Annotated in this window: 12 protein-coding genes, 1 tRNA gene and 4 pseudogenes; 16 read left to right on the top strand and 1 reads right to left on the bottom strand. The window is 28.8% G+C overall.

Translation table 11 applies throughout. The features are described 5' to 3' along the window. The 9 genes and pseudogenes from AS160_RS04720 to ltrA all read left to right on the top strand — a co-directional run. Positions 1-236: pseudogene (locus AS160_RS04720) on the top strand (hypothetical protein); the annotation flags it as partial. A 103-nt stretch (positions 237-339) separates the two neighbouring features. Further along, positions 340-920, top strand: a pseudogene (gene rbr, locus AS160_RS11615) (rubrerythrin). 36 nt (positions 921-956) lie between these two features. Then, positions 957-1,032, top strand: a tRNA-Ala gene (locus AS160_RS04710). Positions 1,033-1,425: 393 nt separating this feature from the next. After that, positions 1,426-2,208, top strand: a complete 783-nt coding sequence (locus AS160_RS04705; protein WP_165145651.1) for a PIN domain-containing protein — start codon at positions 1,426-1,428, stop codon at positions 2,206-2,208. Positions 2,209-2,666: 458 nt separating this feature from the next. Next, positions 2,667-3,725: a hypothetical protein gene (locus AS160_RS04700; RefSeq protein WP_206528099.1), complete on the top strand. Its 1,059-nt coding sequence runs from the start codon at positions 2,667-2,669 to the stop codon at positions 3,723-3,725. A 524-nt stretch (positions 3,726-4,249) separates the two neighbouring features. Continuing rightward, on the top strand, positions 4,250-5,185 hold the full coding sequence (locus tag AS160_RS04695; protein WP_206528098.1) for a transposase: 936 nt from the start codon (positions 4,250-4,252) through the stop codon (positions 5,183-5,185). 596 nt (positions 5,186-5,781) lie between these two features. Next, a complete protein-coding gene (locus AS160_RS04690; RefSeq protein ID WP_165145648.1) occupies positions 5,782-7,791 on the top strand; it encodes a site-specific DNA-methyltransferase in 2,010 nt (669 codons plus the stop codon). A 17-nt stretch (positions 7,792-7,808) separates the two neighbouring features. After that, a complete protein-coding gene (locus tag AS160_RS04685; protein ID WP_165145645.1) occupies positions 7,809-10,685 on the top strand; it encodes a type III restriction-modification system endonuclease in 2,877 nt (958 codons plus the stop codon). Positions 10,686-11,218: 533 nt separating this feature from the next. Further along, a pseudogene (ltrA, locus tag AS160_RS11610) lies at positions 11,219-12,620 on the top strand (group II intron reverse transcriptase/maturase). 93 nt (positions 12,621-12,713) lie between these two features. On the opposite strand, the gene AS160_RS04675 reads toward ltrA, so the two are convergent. Beyond that, positions 12,714-12,881: a hypothetical protein gene (locus AS160_RS04675; protein ID WP_165145642.1), complete on the bottom strand. Its 168-nt coding sequence runs from the start codon at positions 12,879-12,881 to the stop codon at positions 12,714-12,716. 225 nt (positions 12,882-13,106) lie between these two features. Between AS160_RS04675 and AS160_RS11270 the strand changes: the two genes are divergently transcribed. The 7 genes and pseudogenes from AS160_RS11270 to AS160_RS04650 form a co-directional block, all read left to right on the top strand. After that, on the top strand, positions 13,107-13,796 hold the full coding sequence (locus AS160_RS11270) for a hypothetical protein (RefSeq protein WP_206528097.1): 690 nt from the start codon (positions 13,107-13,109) through the stop codon (positions 13,794-13,796). Continuing rightward, positions 13,750-14,241, top strand: a complete 492-nt coding sequence (locus AS160_RS11265; protein WP_206528096.1) for an ImmA/IrrE family metallo-endopeptidase — start codon at positions 13,750-13,752, stop codon at positions 14,239-14,241. The genes AS160_RS11270 and AS160_RS11265 overlap by 47 nt, the downstream gene beginning before the upstream one ends. Before the next feature lie 53 nt (positions 14,242-14,294). After that, positions 14,295-14,975: a helix-turn-helix transcriptional regulator gene (locus tag AS160_RS11260; RefSeq protein WP_206528095.1), complete on the top strand. Its 681-nt coding sequence runs from the start codon at positions 14,295-14,297 to the stop codon at positions 14,973-14,975. A 387-nt stretch (positions 14,976-15,362) separates the two neighbouring features. Further along, the gene (locus tag AS160_RS04665) at positions 15,363-15,683 is read left to right on the top strand and encodes an HTH domain-containing protein (RefSeq protein ID WP_165145654.1); all 321 of its coding nucleotides are present in this window, start codon (positions 15,363-15,365) and stop codon (positions 15,681-15,683) included. A gap of 20 nt (positions 15,684-15,703) precedes the next feature. Beyond that, on the top strand, positions 15,704-16,213 hold the full coding sequence (locus tag AS160_RS04660) for a bifunctional DNA primase/polymerase (protein ID WP_206528093.1): 510 nt from the start codon (positions 15,704-15,706) through the stop codon (positions 16,211-16,213). A 125-nt stretch (positions 16,214-16,338) separates the two neighbouring features. Continuing rightward, entirely contained in the window at positions 16,339-16,410 is a 72-nt protein-coding gene (locus AS160_RS11605; RefSeq protein WP_346774421.1) for a hypothetical protein, read from the top strand. 435 nt (positions 16,411-16,845) lie between these two features. Continuing rightward, a pseudogene (locus tag AS160_RS04650) lies at positions 16,846-17,335 on the top strand (hypothetical protein); the annotation flags it as partial.

The following is a 17,335-nucleotide window of genomic DNA, read 5'->3' as shown; positions in this document are numbered from 1 at the left end:
TGAATAACTCTTCAGTTTCATGGAGAAGGCAATTTGATAAGTTGGAAAATGCATGGAGACCTATTTTTGAAAAATACAATGTAAAAATTGTTTTTAATGGCCATGTTCATGCATATGAAAGATTTGAAAAAAATGGAATAACTTATATTACAACAGGTGGAGGCGGAGCACCTTTTGATCCTGGAGCAAATGAAAATATTTTACCCCAAACAAAAAAATATGAATATGGAGTATAGAATATGTTTTAGTAGAAGTAACAGATAAAAAAATAAAAGTTTTGGTTAAAGGTGTAGGTAAATCTGAAGATTATGATGTTAGAAAAGCAATACCTATTGATAGATTATTGGATTATATAGAAATATATCATTAGAAGAGAAAGCTTTTGCGAGTGAGTCGCAAGCTAGAAATAGATATACCTATTATGCTTCTGTAGGTAAGAAGGAAGGATACATTCAAATCTCTAACTTTTTTAGAAACTTCAGAAAAAATACACAAAAATATTCTTTAAATTCTTGAAAGAATCTCTTGACGGAGAAATTATTGATATTAAGGCTGATTTTCCTGTAGGATTAAGCGATACAAAAACTAATTTAATGTATTCTGCAAATGGTGAAAATGAAGAATGGACAAAATTATATCCTGAATTTGCTAAAATAGCTGAAGAAGGTTTTGCTTTAATAGCATATGCTTTTAGAAGGATTGTTCATCACGAAGAAAATTTTATTATCAAATATTGAAAATAATAAAGTATTTAAGAAGGATGAAGAAGTAAAATGGATATGTCTAAATTGTGGATATATATACGAAGGCGAAGAAGCTCCAAATAAATGTCCAATATTACCTATCCTCACGATTATTTTGAATTATTATCTTTTAATATACAAATATATAGCAATATATATTTTATAATTTGGTATTGATTTTTAAAATAAAATGTTATATAATAATCATGGTTTGGGGTCGTGGCGCAGCTGGGAGCGCGCTACCATGGCACGGTAGAGGTCGTGGGTTCAAGTCCCATCGACTCCACCATATTTGAACGATGTTTTTGATACAATGTGTATGAAGCCTTGAGAAATCAGGGCTTTTTTGTTTTTTTGGATAGGTAGTGCTGGAGGGAAGTGGAAGTGCTGGATGAGTTAGATGAAAATTTGCTGTAATTAGAAGGAATTGTTATGATTATGTAGAAAAATATTATTAAGGTGAAATAAGATTTTAGATGTAAAGCATTTTTTAAATCATAGATAACATTAAATTAGAAAAGAATAAAAAGAATAGAATTCTTTGACTGTAAATTTGCTACAAATCAAATTATACAAGAGGAGAATCAATGTTATACCTTTGATTGGCTTTGGGAAAGGGATTTAAGCAAGAAACTTGAATAGTAAATATCAAATTTACGAAAGCAAAGTGGTGTATTCGCTAATGAGGATTTTTATTGATACTAACATATTTTTAGACTTTTATCGTTCTAGTAAAGAAATGATAAGTATATTGCAGTCTCTCAAGCAATTTAAGAAGTATATTGTATTTCCAGAACAGGTTTATAATGAATTTAAGAGAAATAGAGTTATGATTTTAAACAATTATATTGAAGAATTGAAAAAATGTAAATTTCCTTCAATAAATCCGATACCAATAATAAAAGAACAAGAAGAGTATAAAGAAATGCAAAATATAAAGGATTTATTTAATAAAACGCAAAATAAGCTAATCAGTTTTGTGGATAACATGATAAAAGATCCAACAATGGATTCTGTATTAAAAGAAATTGAAGACATTTATGGTTCTTCTGAAATAACAAAAATTTACAATACTGATGAAATTATTAATAAAGCACGAAAAAGGCAGTTACTCGGTAATCCCACGAAATCATATAAAAAGACAGATAATTTAAGTGTGGGTGATGAAATAATTTGGGAAGCATTATTATCAAGCGTGGATGACGATTTGGTAATAGTATCTCGTGATAATACATATAAATATAATTATGATTTTTTAAGTATGGATTTCAATAGGGCTACAGGCAAAAAACTTATCGTGATTACTGATATGATCAGCGAAGCTCTTAAGACTATTGGAGAACATGTATCATCAACTTTAGAGAAACTCGAAGGGGAGCAGATAGAAGAAATAAAAGCAAATCAAGAAAGAACATATCTATTTTCAATAATTATAAATAACAAAATTCATGGATATGCACATTAAGTATGAATAATTCGTTTGAACAAGAAGATATAAAATTTTTTTTTATTGTAAAGCTTATACTAAATTTTCAGGAGTAATCTGTACTACGTGCGGTCATTATAATGATGATTAAGTCTACTACAGTGTTGACTAACCTGTTAACATCGAAGAAAAAGATGCATACTTAAAATATTTAAAAGAGTTTTTCATGAGTATGATATATCTTAGATATTTGTTTTTTTGGGATCTTTTTTAATAGTTGGGACGGGTATTCGATTAGAATGCCTATTCTATTTTTTGAAAAAATTTAAGGAAAATAAACTTTAATGTAGAAATATTAAATATAGGTTAATACTATGTATTAAAGATGTTTACCCCTTTTAGGGGACGGGAACATAATATATTGGGTATACTTATTAAATTTTAAACATCCTGATTTTTATTTCTAAAGTTTATGTATTTCAGATAGGAGTGGAAATATGCTTAATTTATCTAATGATGCGTTAAAACAACTTCAGGAAGCAATTTGCAGGCCAGAAGGAACAATAGAATTTACATACGTTGCAGAAAACTTATTCAAATCAAATTGTTTACACGAAGTAATATTAGAAGTAATTGCAGGAAATCATTATTTTAAAATTGAAAAAAATAATATGAATCTGATATTCTATCATTTTTCACCAGGAACTGATACAAGAGTTGCAGTTATTGATTTGGTAAAAGTAAAACGTGCACCTATAATTTATATTTGTTTTACTTGGACACCACAAGAAATAAATGCGTATGTAGGGCCTTATAAAGTAGGAGGGGAAATAATAAAGGCTGTTGGTAAAATATCATCTATAAAGTATAGAATAACTAAAAATGGTGATATAGTACAGCTCGGAGATATGGGGGTTGAAGTAAGTTATTATAGTTTTTTTGTAGGAGGTAAGCCAATGCTTAAACCAACAGCATTTGATACATGGAAAAATACAATTGAAGCAATTAAAGTATTACAGAAAGGTTCATCAGATGACGGGTATATTTTTGAAACTATTATATCTAATTTATCTATTGTAACTCTAGTTACAGGATTTGAAGTTTATTGCAAAACGAGATTTATTGAATTGGAAAAAGAAGGTATCAAACCTAATATAGAAGCATTAGTAACTAGCTGTTTTTCTAGAGAAGAAATTGAAAAACAGATTCCAGAAAATTTAAAAAATAAGGCGTCAAAAGAAAATAAGTCATTTTTAGAGATAATAGCTGATGAAAAGATAAACTTTCAAAATTATAAAGAAAACAAGAAAGCATATAGAAAAGCATATAATATTAAATTCAGTGAAATTGGAATAAAGTCTGAAGAACTATCCTTTTTGCAACAAATTATTCGATTCCGACATAGGATTATTCATGTTTCTCCTTTTATTAGTATGTTAAATCAACCTGAAGTTTCACCAGAAGAACCGATATTTTCTAGCAAAGAATTAGTTAGAAAAGCAATGGAATGTTTTGATAAATTTATTAACAATCTTCATCAGACTACCTTAATATAAGCTAAACCAAGTTATACTTTAGTATAAAACTTCTTTAATAGTAAATTTTTGTAATAAACTACAATTCTAATAAAATAATCAGAGATTTCGCACTTGAAAATTTTTATGGTGACAAACCTGTTGATTTATAATGGTTAAGAAATAGTAAGTAGAAATGAGGTACTTTCCGATTTTTACTGGAAAATATAGAGAAAAAATTTGCATAAAGAAAGCATCCTTTTTATAATAGTTTTGCTACAAACAAACATAAAAAGGATGCTGATAAAATGAATAAAAGTTATTTAAAACAAATGCTCACTTACTTTTCTAAAGTATATCATCTTGGAGAAAAAATCAATACCTTAAATAAAAAAAGATTTAAATCTCCATTCGAAATTTCGACGATTACCTTTATAGTTTTATTTGCATTCATGCTTCAAATAAGGAGTTTTAATAAATTAGAACATTGGCTTAAAAAAGGTAAATTTAAAAAGATACTACCTAAAAATACTAAGATACCTCGAATTGACTCCATTAGGCGGTGTTTGAGTGATTTTGATTTAGAAGGGTTAAAAAATATTCATAGAGATATAATTAAAACTGTCATTAAAAACAAAGTATTTCGAAATGGGACTTTAGGTGGATTAAAAGTAGTTGCTATAGATGGTGTAGAGTTGTTTGAAAGTACTAAAAAATGTTGTGAAAAATGCCTTTCACGAAAACATAGGGATGGTATCACACATTATTTCCATAGAGCTGTAATTTGTTCAACAGTAGGCTCTGATCCACATATTATATTAGGTGCAGAAATGCTTGAGCCTAAGATTGACAGTTCAGATAAAGATGAAGGTGAAATTACAGGAGCAAAAAGACTAATTAACAATTTATATAAGAAATATCATCATTTTGCAGATATAATAGTAGCTGATGCCTTATTTTGTAAATCTACATGGATAAAAGAAGTTCTATCTATAGGAATGAATACCGTAGTAAGGGTTAAGGATGAAAGACTTCATATTGTAAAGGACGCATTAGCATTATTTAAGTGCCGTGAAGCTAATAAAGAATGGATTGTAAAACAAGGGAATGAAAAATATACCAAAATTAAAGCTTGGGATGAAGATAATTTTGAAATGGCTGATGCAACTGTTAAAGTTAGATTTATAAGGTTTGTAGAAGAAATACATACTGGAGATAAAATAGAAATTAATGAAGCTTGGATTATAACAACAGATAAATTTACTTCATCACAAACTTTATGGGAAATAATGCACAAGAGATGGGATATTGAAAACAATGCTTTTCATCAACTTAAAACAGAATGGCATTTAGACCATTGCTTTCTTCATAGCCCTACGGGAGTAGAAACAGTGCTAATGTTTATAATTATAGCATTTAATCTTATGCAGTTATATTTTTTTAGATGTATTAGAGGTTTTAGAAAGAAACGAATGCTTCAAATAAAATTATTGAAGATATAAGAGATGATAGATTTACAATAGAAGATAGCTGGAATAACCCAGTATTTGAAAAAACTTAATGCAACAATAAAATTGGAAATTAATTATTTAAATTTTTGGGGGTAGGGGGAGTTATAACTATTTTTGCAACCTATAGGGCTGGCGGAATACCATTTATTCAAGAAAATGTAATAAAATATAATTATAGTAAAAACAAAAATTCTACTGGAATTTTGCTGCTAAATCTCTGTAAAATAATCATTCAACTTGAATTTATGTGCTTTTTTCTTTATTATTTAAGAGTAGAGAGGAATAATAAAAAAAGAGTTATCACAGCGGACCAACTTTTTTAAATAATTTTCAATATATAACACTTTTTATATTGATATTATTTCTATATAGCCCAAAGTTATAGTATATGTAAATCATTTATCTGTAAATATATATTATATTTATCTTAGTTTATGGAACTTCTTTTAAATTTCATCATTACGCTTTAATATCTTCATTGAAAGTGACTACTATTTGGAGGTTAAAATTCAATCCTTGTTTTAACACTAATATATTGCTTTAAATAACTAAAGTAATCTTATTAATATTAAGGAGGAGAAAAACTAATGGAACAGCATATAACATTAAATATCACTGCTAAAAACAATTATTTAGAAGTTATAAAGGAGCATTTCCCACAATGTTTTGATAGATTCGGGAATTTTGATATTGAGAAGTTTAAAAAAGAATTACAACCACAAGAAGTCGATTTTTCAAAAGAAAGCTATGGCTTAGACTGGCTTGGGAAAAGCTATGCAAGATTACTTGCTACGGATTCAGTAACTACTTTAATTAAAGAAGATAAAGAATGGAATAACAAAGAAGAAAATAAAAATTCACAAAATTTGCTTATAAGAGGAGATAATTTAGAAGTTTTAAAGCATCTTTCAAATGCTTACTATAAAAAAATTAAAATGATTTATATAGATCCTCCTTACAATACAGGTGATGATGGATTCGTATATCAAGATAATAGAAAGTTTACAGTAGAAGAATTTTCAAAACTAGCAGGAGTAGATGAAGAAAAAGCAAAAAGAATATTAGATTTTGTAAATAGTAGTAGTAATTCACACAGTGCATGGTTAACATTTATGTATCCCATACTTTATATTGCTAGACAACTCTTAAGAGATGATGGAATTATATTTGTCTCTATTGATGAAAATGAAGTGGCTCAACTAAGAATTTTAATGGATGAGATATTTGGAGAAGAAAATTTTGTTGGGGATTTTATTAGGAAAACTAAATCTATGACCGGAGACAAAAAAACTGGTTTAAATATTCAACACGAAAGTATAGTTTGTTATGCTAGAAACATATCGAATATTTTTTTAGAAGGAGAAGAAAAAGATTTTGATAAATATGATAATCCTGATAATGATCCAAATGGAGAATGGGTTAGTGCAGATCCAAGTGCAAAGAGTGGTGGACCAAGTCTCTACTTTGAAATTATTAATCCGTATACAGGGAAAATTGATTTGCCTCCAAAAGGAAGATATTGGGCTTTTTCAAAGGAAACTTACACTGAATATGTGAAAAAAGGAAAAATAAAATTTAAAACGCACCATAAAAATAATGAAAGAGGTTTCATATTTAAAAGATATAAGAACGAGCTTCAAAGCAGTCGTAATCCAGTAAATAGTTTGGAGTTTTGTAATAACATTTATATGAATCAAGCAGGAACAAAAGAGTTAAGAGAATTATTGAATGGAGAATATTTTCAAAATCCTAAGCCAGTTGTTCTAATAAAAAAATTAATTTATTATTCAACATCTGAAACTGATCTTATTCTTGATTTTTTTGCGGGTTCAGGAACTACAGGCGATGCAGTAATGCAATTGAATGCAGAGGATGGAGGAAATAGGAGATATATTCTAGTTCAACTTCCAGAGCCTATTGATCCTAAGAAAAACAAAACTGCATATGATTTTGTAAGGAATGAACTTGGAGTAGAAAATCCTACGATATTTGAAATTACAAAAGAAAGGCTAATAAGAGCAGCCAAGAAAATAAAGGAAGAAATCATTGAAAAGAAAATAAATGAAAAAGAAAAAGAGATAGAGGAAATTAAAGCAAGACTTGATATAGAAAATAAAGAGGAAGAAATAAGCAATCTAAAAGAAGAAATAAATTTATTAAAAAATCAAGATTTAGGGTTTAAGATATTTGAAACAATTCCAATTTGGGAAGATTATGATTTTAAAGCAGAAAGTTTTGAAAATCAAATAACATTTTTTGATGCGGTGAAACTAAAAGAAGAAGATATACAAACACTTCTTACTACATGGAAAACATATGATGGTGTTCCTTTAACTGAAGATTTAAAGGCCGTTGATTTAGATGGATATATAGGGTATTATTATGATACAAAACTATATCTAATGTTTAAAGGATTTGAAACAAAACATTTAAAGAAACTTCTTGAAGAGATTGATGAAAATAAAGAATTTAATCCTGTAACTATAGTGATTTTCGGATATAATTTTGAAAGCAAAACTATGAGAGAGATAAAGGAAAATGTATCATCTTACGCAAATAAGAAGAGTATTAATATAGATGTTGTAATAAGGTACTAAACATCGGGGGTATTGATATGTTACGATTTAATTTTGAGAAGAATTTGGAGCACCAAACACAAGCTGTGGATTCAACAATTGGTGTATTTAATGGGCTTGAAATTCAGAAAGTAATAGGTCCAGATTCCAAATATATAAATCCTTTTATTGATAAAGATAAAGGTTTCAAATATATAGAAAATATAAGAAACATTCAAATAAAAAATGGAATTGAAGAAAATATAAAAAAAGATAGTAATATAATAGATATTATGATGGAAACCGGAACAGGTAAAACTTATACATATACCAAAACAATATTTGAACTAAATAAGCTTTTTGGTATATTCAAGTTTATAATTGTTGTTCCAACTCTAGCTATAAAGGCTGGAACTATAGATTTTCTAACGTCTGATAGTACGATAGAACATTTTAAAGAACAATATGGTAAAATTATTAATTTGCATATTGTGGAAAGTCAAAAGAAGACTAAAAATAAAAAAAATACCTTTCCATCAGCAGTTTATAGTTTTGTTAATACGGGCGACTTTGAAAAAAATCAAATACAGGTTATGATAATTAATGCGGGAATGATTAATTCAGATACAATGAGTAAAAATTATGATAAAACATTATTAGATAAATATACAAATCCTTTTGATGCTATAGCATCAGTTAAACCATTTTTGATTATTGATGAACCACATAGATTTGCCAAGGAGAATAAAACTTGGGAAAACATTCAAAAAATGAAACCGCAATATATACTAAGATATGGAGCAACATTTAAAGAATATGAAAACTTAGTGTATAAACTAACTGCAGTTGATGCTTTTAACAAAAATCTTGTTAAGGGAGTAATAGGACATATTATAGAATTTGAAAAAGGTAAAAATTCAATAGTTAGGTTTATAGATTCTGATGGGAAAGAGGCTACATTTGAATATATTGAAGACGATTTAAGACGAACATTTAAATTAACTATTAAAGAAAGTTTAGAAAAAATACATCCGGAAATGACGAATCTTTTTATAGAAAAGCTTAATAAAAGTGAGGTATTATTGTCTAATGGACTTGAGTTAAAAAAGGGAGATAAAATAAATCCATACTCTTATTCAGAAACATTACAAGAAATAATGATTAAAAAAGCAATTAAAAAACATTTTGAGATTGAAAGACAATTATTAACAAGGGAAGTAAAAATAAAACCCCTGACCTTATTTTTCATTGATAACATCGATGAATATAGAAATGAAGATGGATATATCAAAAAAATTGTAGAACAATATATAGAAATTGAGGTTAAAGAATTATTAAAAAATGAGACTAATGACTTTTATAAAAAATATTTAGAAAAAACCTTGCAAAATATTTCTAAAACTCATGGAGGGTATTTTTCAAAGGATAATACTGAGGATGATAAAAAAATTGAACAAGAAATAAATGAAATTTTGCATGATAAACAAGCAATGCTTGATTTGGAAAATCCAAGAAGATTTATTTTTTCAAAATGGACTCTTCGTGAAGGTTGGGACAATCCAAATGTTTTTCAAATTTGTAAACTTAGAAGTAGTGGAAGTGAGATTTCAAAACTTCAAGAGGTAGGACGTGGATTGCGTTTGCCTGTTAATGAGTATGGAAATAGAGTTAAAGATGAACAGTTTTATTTAAATTATTTTGTTGATTTCACAGAGAGTGATTTTGTTGAAAAGTTAGTTAATGAAATTAATGAAAAGTCGGGGGCAATTTCACCTAAAAATATACCTGAAAAACTTGATGACAATATGATTAAAAAAATATGCGAGATATATAAAATAGGAGAAGAAGAACTCTTAGATGAACTCGATTCTAACAATGTAATAACAAGGACAAATAAATTTAAAGAGAAAGGTTTTGAATACATTAAACAAAAATTTCCGTTAATTTTTAATGGTGTCGGTTCAAATAAAGTTAGAAAGGAAACAGATAAGAGTAAAAAAATTCAAATAAGAGTAGAAAAATACTCAGAGCTTAGAGAATTGTGGGAGAAACTTAATCAAAAAGTTTTGTTGGAATATAAAATTAAAGATGAAGTAGAATTTAAAAATATTTTTGTAGCATTTTTAAAAGAACATGCTGGAAGCATGACTTTTAATGGAGTAATTAACAGACAGATTAAAGTGGATATAGATAATAATCGTGCTGCAATTGATGAAGAAATTACAATTAAAGAAAGTGAATTAATCAAGATTTCAACTATGCGTTATGATGAATTTTTAAAACATTTATCTTATGCTTTAAATATTAATATAAAAACTTTACATGAGTCCTTTATTGAATCAAATATTAATATTAATCAATACCTTAATATTTCTACTATAAGGATATTAAAACATAAATTTGATAACTATTTATTGAAGAATGCTATAACTAAATTTGCCATAGAATATCATAAAATAACAAACACAATTCATCCTACTAAACTAACCGATGCTGAAGGTAATATAAGAAATGAAATAAATGCTTCTGATGTGGGAACATTATATTCTAATGAAAAAGTTGCAGATAATTATTTCTTTGAAGAGTTATTTTATGATAGCGAATTAGAAAAAGAAAATATTAAGTCAAATATTAAAGAGGTTATAGTATTTACAAAAATACCAAGGAATTCTATCAAAATCCCTGTAGCGGGAGGTAAAAGCTATTCTCCTGATTTTGCATATGTTCTTAATTTTAAAGATGGTAGAAAGAAATTATATTTTATAGTAGAAACAAAAAATGTGGATGATGAAAATAATTTAAGAGATGAAGAAAAACAAAAAATAAAACATGCTGAAATGTTTTTTGGTGATACTGTAAAGATAAAATTTAAAACGCAATATAGTAACCAAAAAATTATTGATATAATCAATGAAATATATAACAAAGAAATTTAGCTAAAGCTTATAAAATATCCAGGTTTTAAAGAATAAGCAATTAAAATTAATCTGGAATTTAATAGGCAAAATTTAGAAAGGCTATAACCAAATTAAGGTTATGGCCTTTTCTTTATGTGTGCCCGGCATGGGCGTAATCTAGTCGGTGAAAGCCTGATACGGGGGTTGATAGTGCCAACCGTTAGCTTAAGACAAGGGTGTCCATCGTGAGGTGGAATCTGAAGGAAGTCGGCGGCAAAGCTCTGGTCTGATGAACAGAAACTACATATAAGGCATATGCTTGTGGGTGAGTTTGCATAACAAAACAAAGCCCAAAGACTATCCGAAACAGGCGGTGTAAATGTAGCAGATATATGGAGTGAAAGATTACGCTCTTACCCGGGGAGGTCTGATAGATAAGTTATGGATATGAATTTAGAAATAACAACCCATGCAGTGATGTGTGGCTGAACTATCAGAAGTCAGCAGAGGTCATAGTACTACGCAATACGCGTTAGCGAGGGAAGGACTGAACAATAGGAGGTTTTGGAATTTTGAAAGACACGAAGAAGTATGATGAAAGCAGACAACTTCATAAAGAAGGCTATCTACATAAAAATAGAGTGGAACTCGAAGATAATGTAGAAGCGCATAGTATTTCTTCTATGTCTGATAAAGGAAGAAACAATGTCAATGAATATGGTAGTGACTTACTCGAGAAAATATTATCAAGAGATAATATGAATAGTGCATATAAAAGAGTAAAAGCCAATAAGGGAAGCCATGGTATTGATGGTATGACAGTAGTTCTACAACACCTAAAAGAACATGGACAGGAATTAAGGCAGTCATTACTAGAAGGAAGATATACGCCACAACCTGTTAGGAGAGTGGAAATACCAAAACCCGACGGAGGAAAGAGATTACTTGGAATACCTACTGTAGTAGACAGAGTTATTCAACAAGCTATCGCTCAAGTTTTAACACCTATATATGAAAAAAAGTTCTCTGACAATAGCTACGGATTCAGACCATTAAGAAGTGCAAAGCAAGCAGTTGAAAAATGCAAAGAATACATTAATGCAGGTTATACTTGGTCTGTAGATATAGACCTTGCAAAATACTTTGACACAATAAATCACGATAAATTGAAAAGACTTCTATCTAACGATATAAAAGATGGAAGAGTAATCTCTCTAATACGAAAGTATTTACAAAGTGGTGTAATGATAAATGGTGTGGTTATGGAAACAGGAAGGAGCACCACAGGGTGGACCACTATCACCATTATTAAGTAATATAATGTTACATGAACTTGATGTAGAATTAACAAAGCGCAAGCTTTGCTTTTGTAGATATGCTGATGATTGCAATATATATGTCAAAAGCAAGAAAGCAGCAAAAAGAGTAATGGAGAGTATTACGAGGTTTATTGAGGGGAAGTTAAAACTTAAAGTGAATAAGGATAAAAGTACAGTAGATAGACCTTGGAAACTTAAATTTTTAGGGTTTTCTTTCTATAGAGGTAAAGGTGAATATAGAATAAGAGTGCATGAGAAACCTTTAAAGAAATTCAAAGCAAAACTTAAAGAACTAACTTCAAGAAGCAACGCAATGAGCATGGAATATAGGTTTCTAAAACTAAAGCAGGCAATAGTAGGATGGGTAAACTATTTTGCTATAGCTGATATGAGAAATATTCTTAAAACACTTGATGAATGGTTAAGGCGAAGGATAAGAATGTGCTTTTGGAAACAGTGGAAAAAGATTAAGACCAAACATGATAATCTTGTAAGATTAGGAGTTTCCAATAACAAAGCGTGGGAATATGCAAACACAAGAAAAGGCTATTGGAGAGTATCCAACAGCCACATATTATCCAAAACACTAACCAATAAATACCTCAAAGAAATAGGTTTGGTTTCAATATCTGAAATTTATTCATGTGTACATTAATTTCTATTGAACCACCGTGTACCGAACGGTACGCACGGTGGTGTGAGAGGACGCTGAATAAAATAATTATTCAGCTCCTACTCGATTCTCCATCTAAACATTCCTTCCCGCTTCTAAACACAATCCCATAACAAAATCAAAAAACCTCTCAAAAAATAAACACTCAACATTAGCATACACATCTTTGTGTCCAAACTTTTTAACATTATCAAAAATATAAATTGAAGCCTCTTCTGAAACATTGCATATGGCTTGAATCATAGCAGGTGTTAGTCCATGAATATTTTTAAGTAGAGCAATTGGAGCTAAAAGCTCTGCAGCAAATATATGATGGTATATTTTCGTTTTCAGAATAATTTATAATAATCGACAATTTTTGATTTTATGTGATGTAAAATAATGTTATAATTTACCTAAAGGTAAAAAGTAAAAACCTTCAGATTATAATATGATAATATAAACTGCCTATTTGAAGGAGATGATATATTGGCACGTAGTCGTTCATTTACAGAATATATTGCAAACAGATTTGAAAATGAACTATTTGAAGCCATACAGGGATATATTGAAGATAACTATGAACTTTTAGACCTACGATTATACAAAGTTAGAAATATTGGGGGAATTAAATTATCAGATATAGAAGTAAAGTTCGTATCAGTTAATGACTTACCCGGAATGAGAATTGAATTTGATGTTGTTGTAGAAGCTGAATTAGAAGTCCGCGAGGCAGATTATCATTATGATTCTTCTGAATATTGCAGCCATTGGTTCATGCTGAAATGTTCTGGAGATTTGGAGTGCAATTTAGATGACTTTATAATTTACAGTGTAACTGAGTATACCAGCAAAAATAAGCAGCCCAAACCTATGTCAGATTCTCTTGTCCCCTTTATTTATAGTGAACAATTAGAATTTGTTGCCACAGACTTTCTACGCAGACATTACCCAGAAGCATTAAAAACTCCTATGGCAATTGATCCACAAGTATTGGCGGGGAAAATGGGTCTTAAAGTAGAAATAAGAGAAATTACAAAGGATTTGTCTGTTTTTGGACAGATATTCTTTCATGAAAGTTATGCAGAATTTTACGATAAAGACAGCGATGGAATGATTCAAACCCATGTGGATGCTCGTACTATTTTTTGTAGATCCAAAAGCATACTTTCTACGTAACCTTGGATCTGTTAATAATACCATTGTACATGAATGTGTTCACTGGGCTTTACATAGAAAAGCATTTGAATTAGAAAGGCTATATAATACCAATGTTAATAAAATAAAATGCCAAGTAGTAGGTGGGATAAAAGATAGTAATAAAGATGCCACCGACTGGATGGAATGGCAGGCAAATGCTCTTACACCAAGGATTCAAATGCCAATTTCAACATTTAAATCAAAGGCTTTTGAACTTATAAAGAAATATAAACAGGTGTTACAAACAGAAGAAATAATAGATGTAATGGAACCGGTTATTGATGAATTGGCTTTATTTTTTGGTGTTTCAAGATTAGCATCAAAAATACGTATGATAGATGTTGGATATGAAGAGGATATTGGTACTTTCACTTATATAGATGGCCATTATGTTAAGCCACATTTTTTAAAAAAGGATTTTTAAAAAGAAATCAGACTTTTTCAATTGGTGCAATAGACGCAGCTATACAAAGCTTAATGGATATGGAATTAGCTACTTTGATAAAAGAAGGAAGTTATATATATGTAGATTCACACTTTGTTTTAAAGCATCCAAAATATGTAACAAGGGATGAAAATGGATTTACAATATTAACTAATTATGCACGAACTCACATGGAAGAGTGCTGTTTAGTTTTTGAACTATCAATTAAATCTGTATTTAAGGAAAGATATCATAGTGAGTGTTTTCTAAATCGTGATAAGGGGTCAAATATAGATTTTGATTTAAAATTTAATAATGGATTTCAATATGCAAATAAAGAAAAAAGGATGGAAATACTATCAGAAATTTTAGAGGAAGAAGCAAGAATTTTTAATGAACTACCCAATAGTTATACTAAAGCTCTTGAAATGGTCATTAAATGGAGAGGTGTAACATATAAGGAATTAGAAGAGATAACATTTCTTAAAGATAAAACAATAAGTAGAATTGTAAATGGTAAAACTAATGGCTCAATTGAATCATTAATTTTAATTTGTCTTGCACTAAACCTTCCACCAATGATAAGTAACCATATTATTAGTAAATCTCCACATTCACTAAATTTAAACAATAAAGATCATCAGTGGTATAATTTTGTATTAACTACCCAATATACAAAATCAATGGATGAAATTAGACAATTTTTAAATCAATGTGGTGCAAAACCACTATAAAATAGAAAAATTTTTTTATAAAGCGGACACGAAATGTCCGTTTTTTTTTAATATAAACATATTGAAAAGAAGCCTTATATTTAGCCTATTTATTAGGTTAATATGAGGCTTCTTTTATTTTTATCTCTTAAAGTCCTTAAAATAGTTACATAATAACCGGACATGAAGTGTCCGCCACAGCAGTTTGTTTCTATATTAAACTGTATTTAGAAATGAGAAATTAAGTATTTTTAGGTATTAAAAACAAGTTTTAGGTATTTGTAAAGGAAAATTTGCATTTTAAAATTCAAGATTTATTTTAAAAAAATTTTTTTCAAATAGGAAAAGAACCTTCCTATTTAACACTTATTATATAACCACAGAGCAAAGGAAAGGGGGTGAGAAAGTATAGGGGCAAATGAAAGGTGGATGCAAATAATAGAAGTATTGTGCAGAAGAAGGCAGGATACAATGAAGAATTTAGCTTTTGAGTTTGGAGTTACAGAAAGAACTATTAGAAATGACATAAATATCCTATCACTTTCTTACCCTATAGAAACCATTCGAGGAAATGGTGGTGGGGTTAGGATTATGGATTGTTACAAATTAAACCAAAAGTATCTAAAACCTGAACAAGAAGAGTTATTAAGGAGATTAAGCATACAGTTATCAGGTAATGACCTTGCCATAATGAATAGTATTATCAAAGACTTTGCTCTGAAAGCATAAAAGGGAAGGAGGTGAAATCCATGAACGATATAAATTTAGTGCTTGCAGAAGAATTAGAAAGGCTTGCAGCAGAATACGCAAAGAGAGGATTTAAAATAGTTATACTTCATGGAATTGATAAAAATGGTAACTGTACATGCCATAAAGGGAAAAACTGCAAAAGTAGTGGTAAACATCCTATATATAAAAATTGGGAAGAGAAAGCTATGACAGATGAAGATGAAACATTAGAAGAGTTTAAAAAACATCCCAATGCAAATATAGGGTTTTTAACAGGAGAAGGATATTTTGTTTTAGACATAGATACCAAAAATAACGGATATGAGAGTTTAAAAAGTTTTAGTGAGTTAAAAAAGACAGTATCAGTGAAAACAGGTAGCGGCGGTAGCCATCATTATTTCAAGATACCAGAAGGGGTATATATACCAAATAAAGTAGGGATACTGCCAGGAGTAGACATAAGGTCAAGGGGCGGGCTTGTAGTTGTACCTGGGAGTGTTCATAAAAATGGAAATATTATGAATGGATAGAAGGTTGTTCAATAGACGAAGTTAAGATAGCAGAACCTGATGAATGGCTTATAAATTTAATTTTAAACAAAAGAAATACATTTAAGGAAATACCAGAGGTTATAGAAGAAGGCTCAAGAAATTCTATGCTAACAAGTATATCGGGAGCTTTAAGAAGAAAGGGGTTAAGCTATGAAGGGATATTAGCAGCTCTATAATCGGAGAGTTATAAAAAGAATGTGCTAAAATAATAGCAGTTAATGAATATAAAATATTTATATTAAAAAGCTTGCTAATTAATCCATTTGAACTATATAATAACGAAAAAGCTATTATTGTAGGTATAGGTGGAAAGAAAAAAGGTATAAAAAATGAGTTTTCTAATATTTTACTTAAATAGTTTTTATTATTAGCTACATATAATGATGGGAAAAATGATATTAAAAATGATATAATAACAGATAATGATGCCTGTAAAAAAGTATATTTTAAAATTCTTAATGTTCTAGTTTTGAATAATATTTCAAAAAAATCTTTAACATCAAAATAGTTTAATATTAAACTTCCAATAGGTATTAACCATAGTATTAAAAAAAGAATAATAAAGAAATATAATTTTCTCATAACATCCTCCTAAAGAAAGGGGTAAAAAAATGAAAAAGAAATTCAAGGTATTTGTACTATATACATTATTGTATATGCTAAGTAATACAGCATTAGCAAAATTTATTTGGCCTCCATACTTAACTAATCAAGGAGAAACTTATGCTACTATTAATTTTAAAACAATGGATCAAAATATTCAAGTGAAAATATATGAAAATAATATTTTATTTAAATTATTCGAAAATTTAACACCTGGATTAATTCATTTAAAATTAACGGATTTAAAACCAGCTACAAAATATGATTTTGAAGTAAAAACAAATGATGATTATTATAAAGGGTATTTTTATACTAAGGATAATACAAAAACTTTAAGATTTATTGTATATGGTGATACAAGATATTATGATAAACAACATAAAATGATAGTGGATAAAATTAGAAAAGAAAATGCAGATTTTGTTGTAAATGTGGGAGATTTAGTTGAAAATGGTAATGAACTAAAATATTGGAATAATTTTTTTAATATAATTAAAG

The organism is Marinitoga sp. 38H-ov (assembly GCF_011057715.1).
Taxonomy (GTDB): domain Bacteria; phylum Thermotogota; class Thermotogae; order Petrotogales; family Petrotogaceae; genus Marinitoga.
This window is presented reverse-complemented; position numbering and strand designations above follow the sequence as displayed.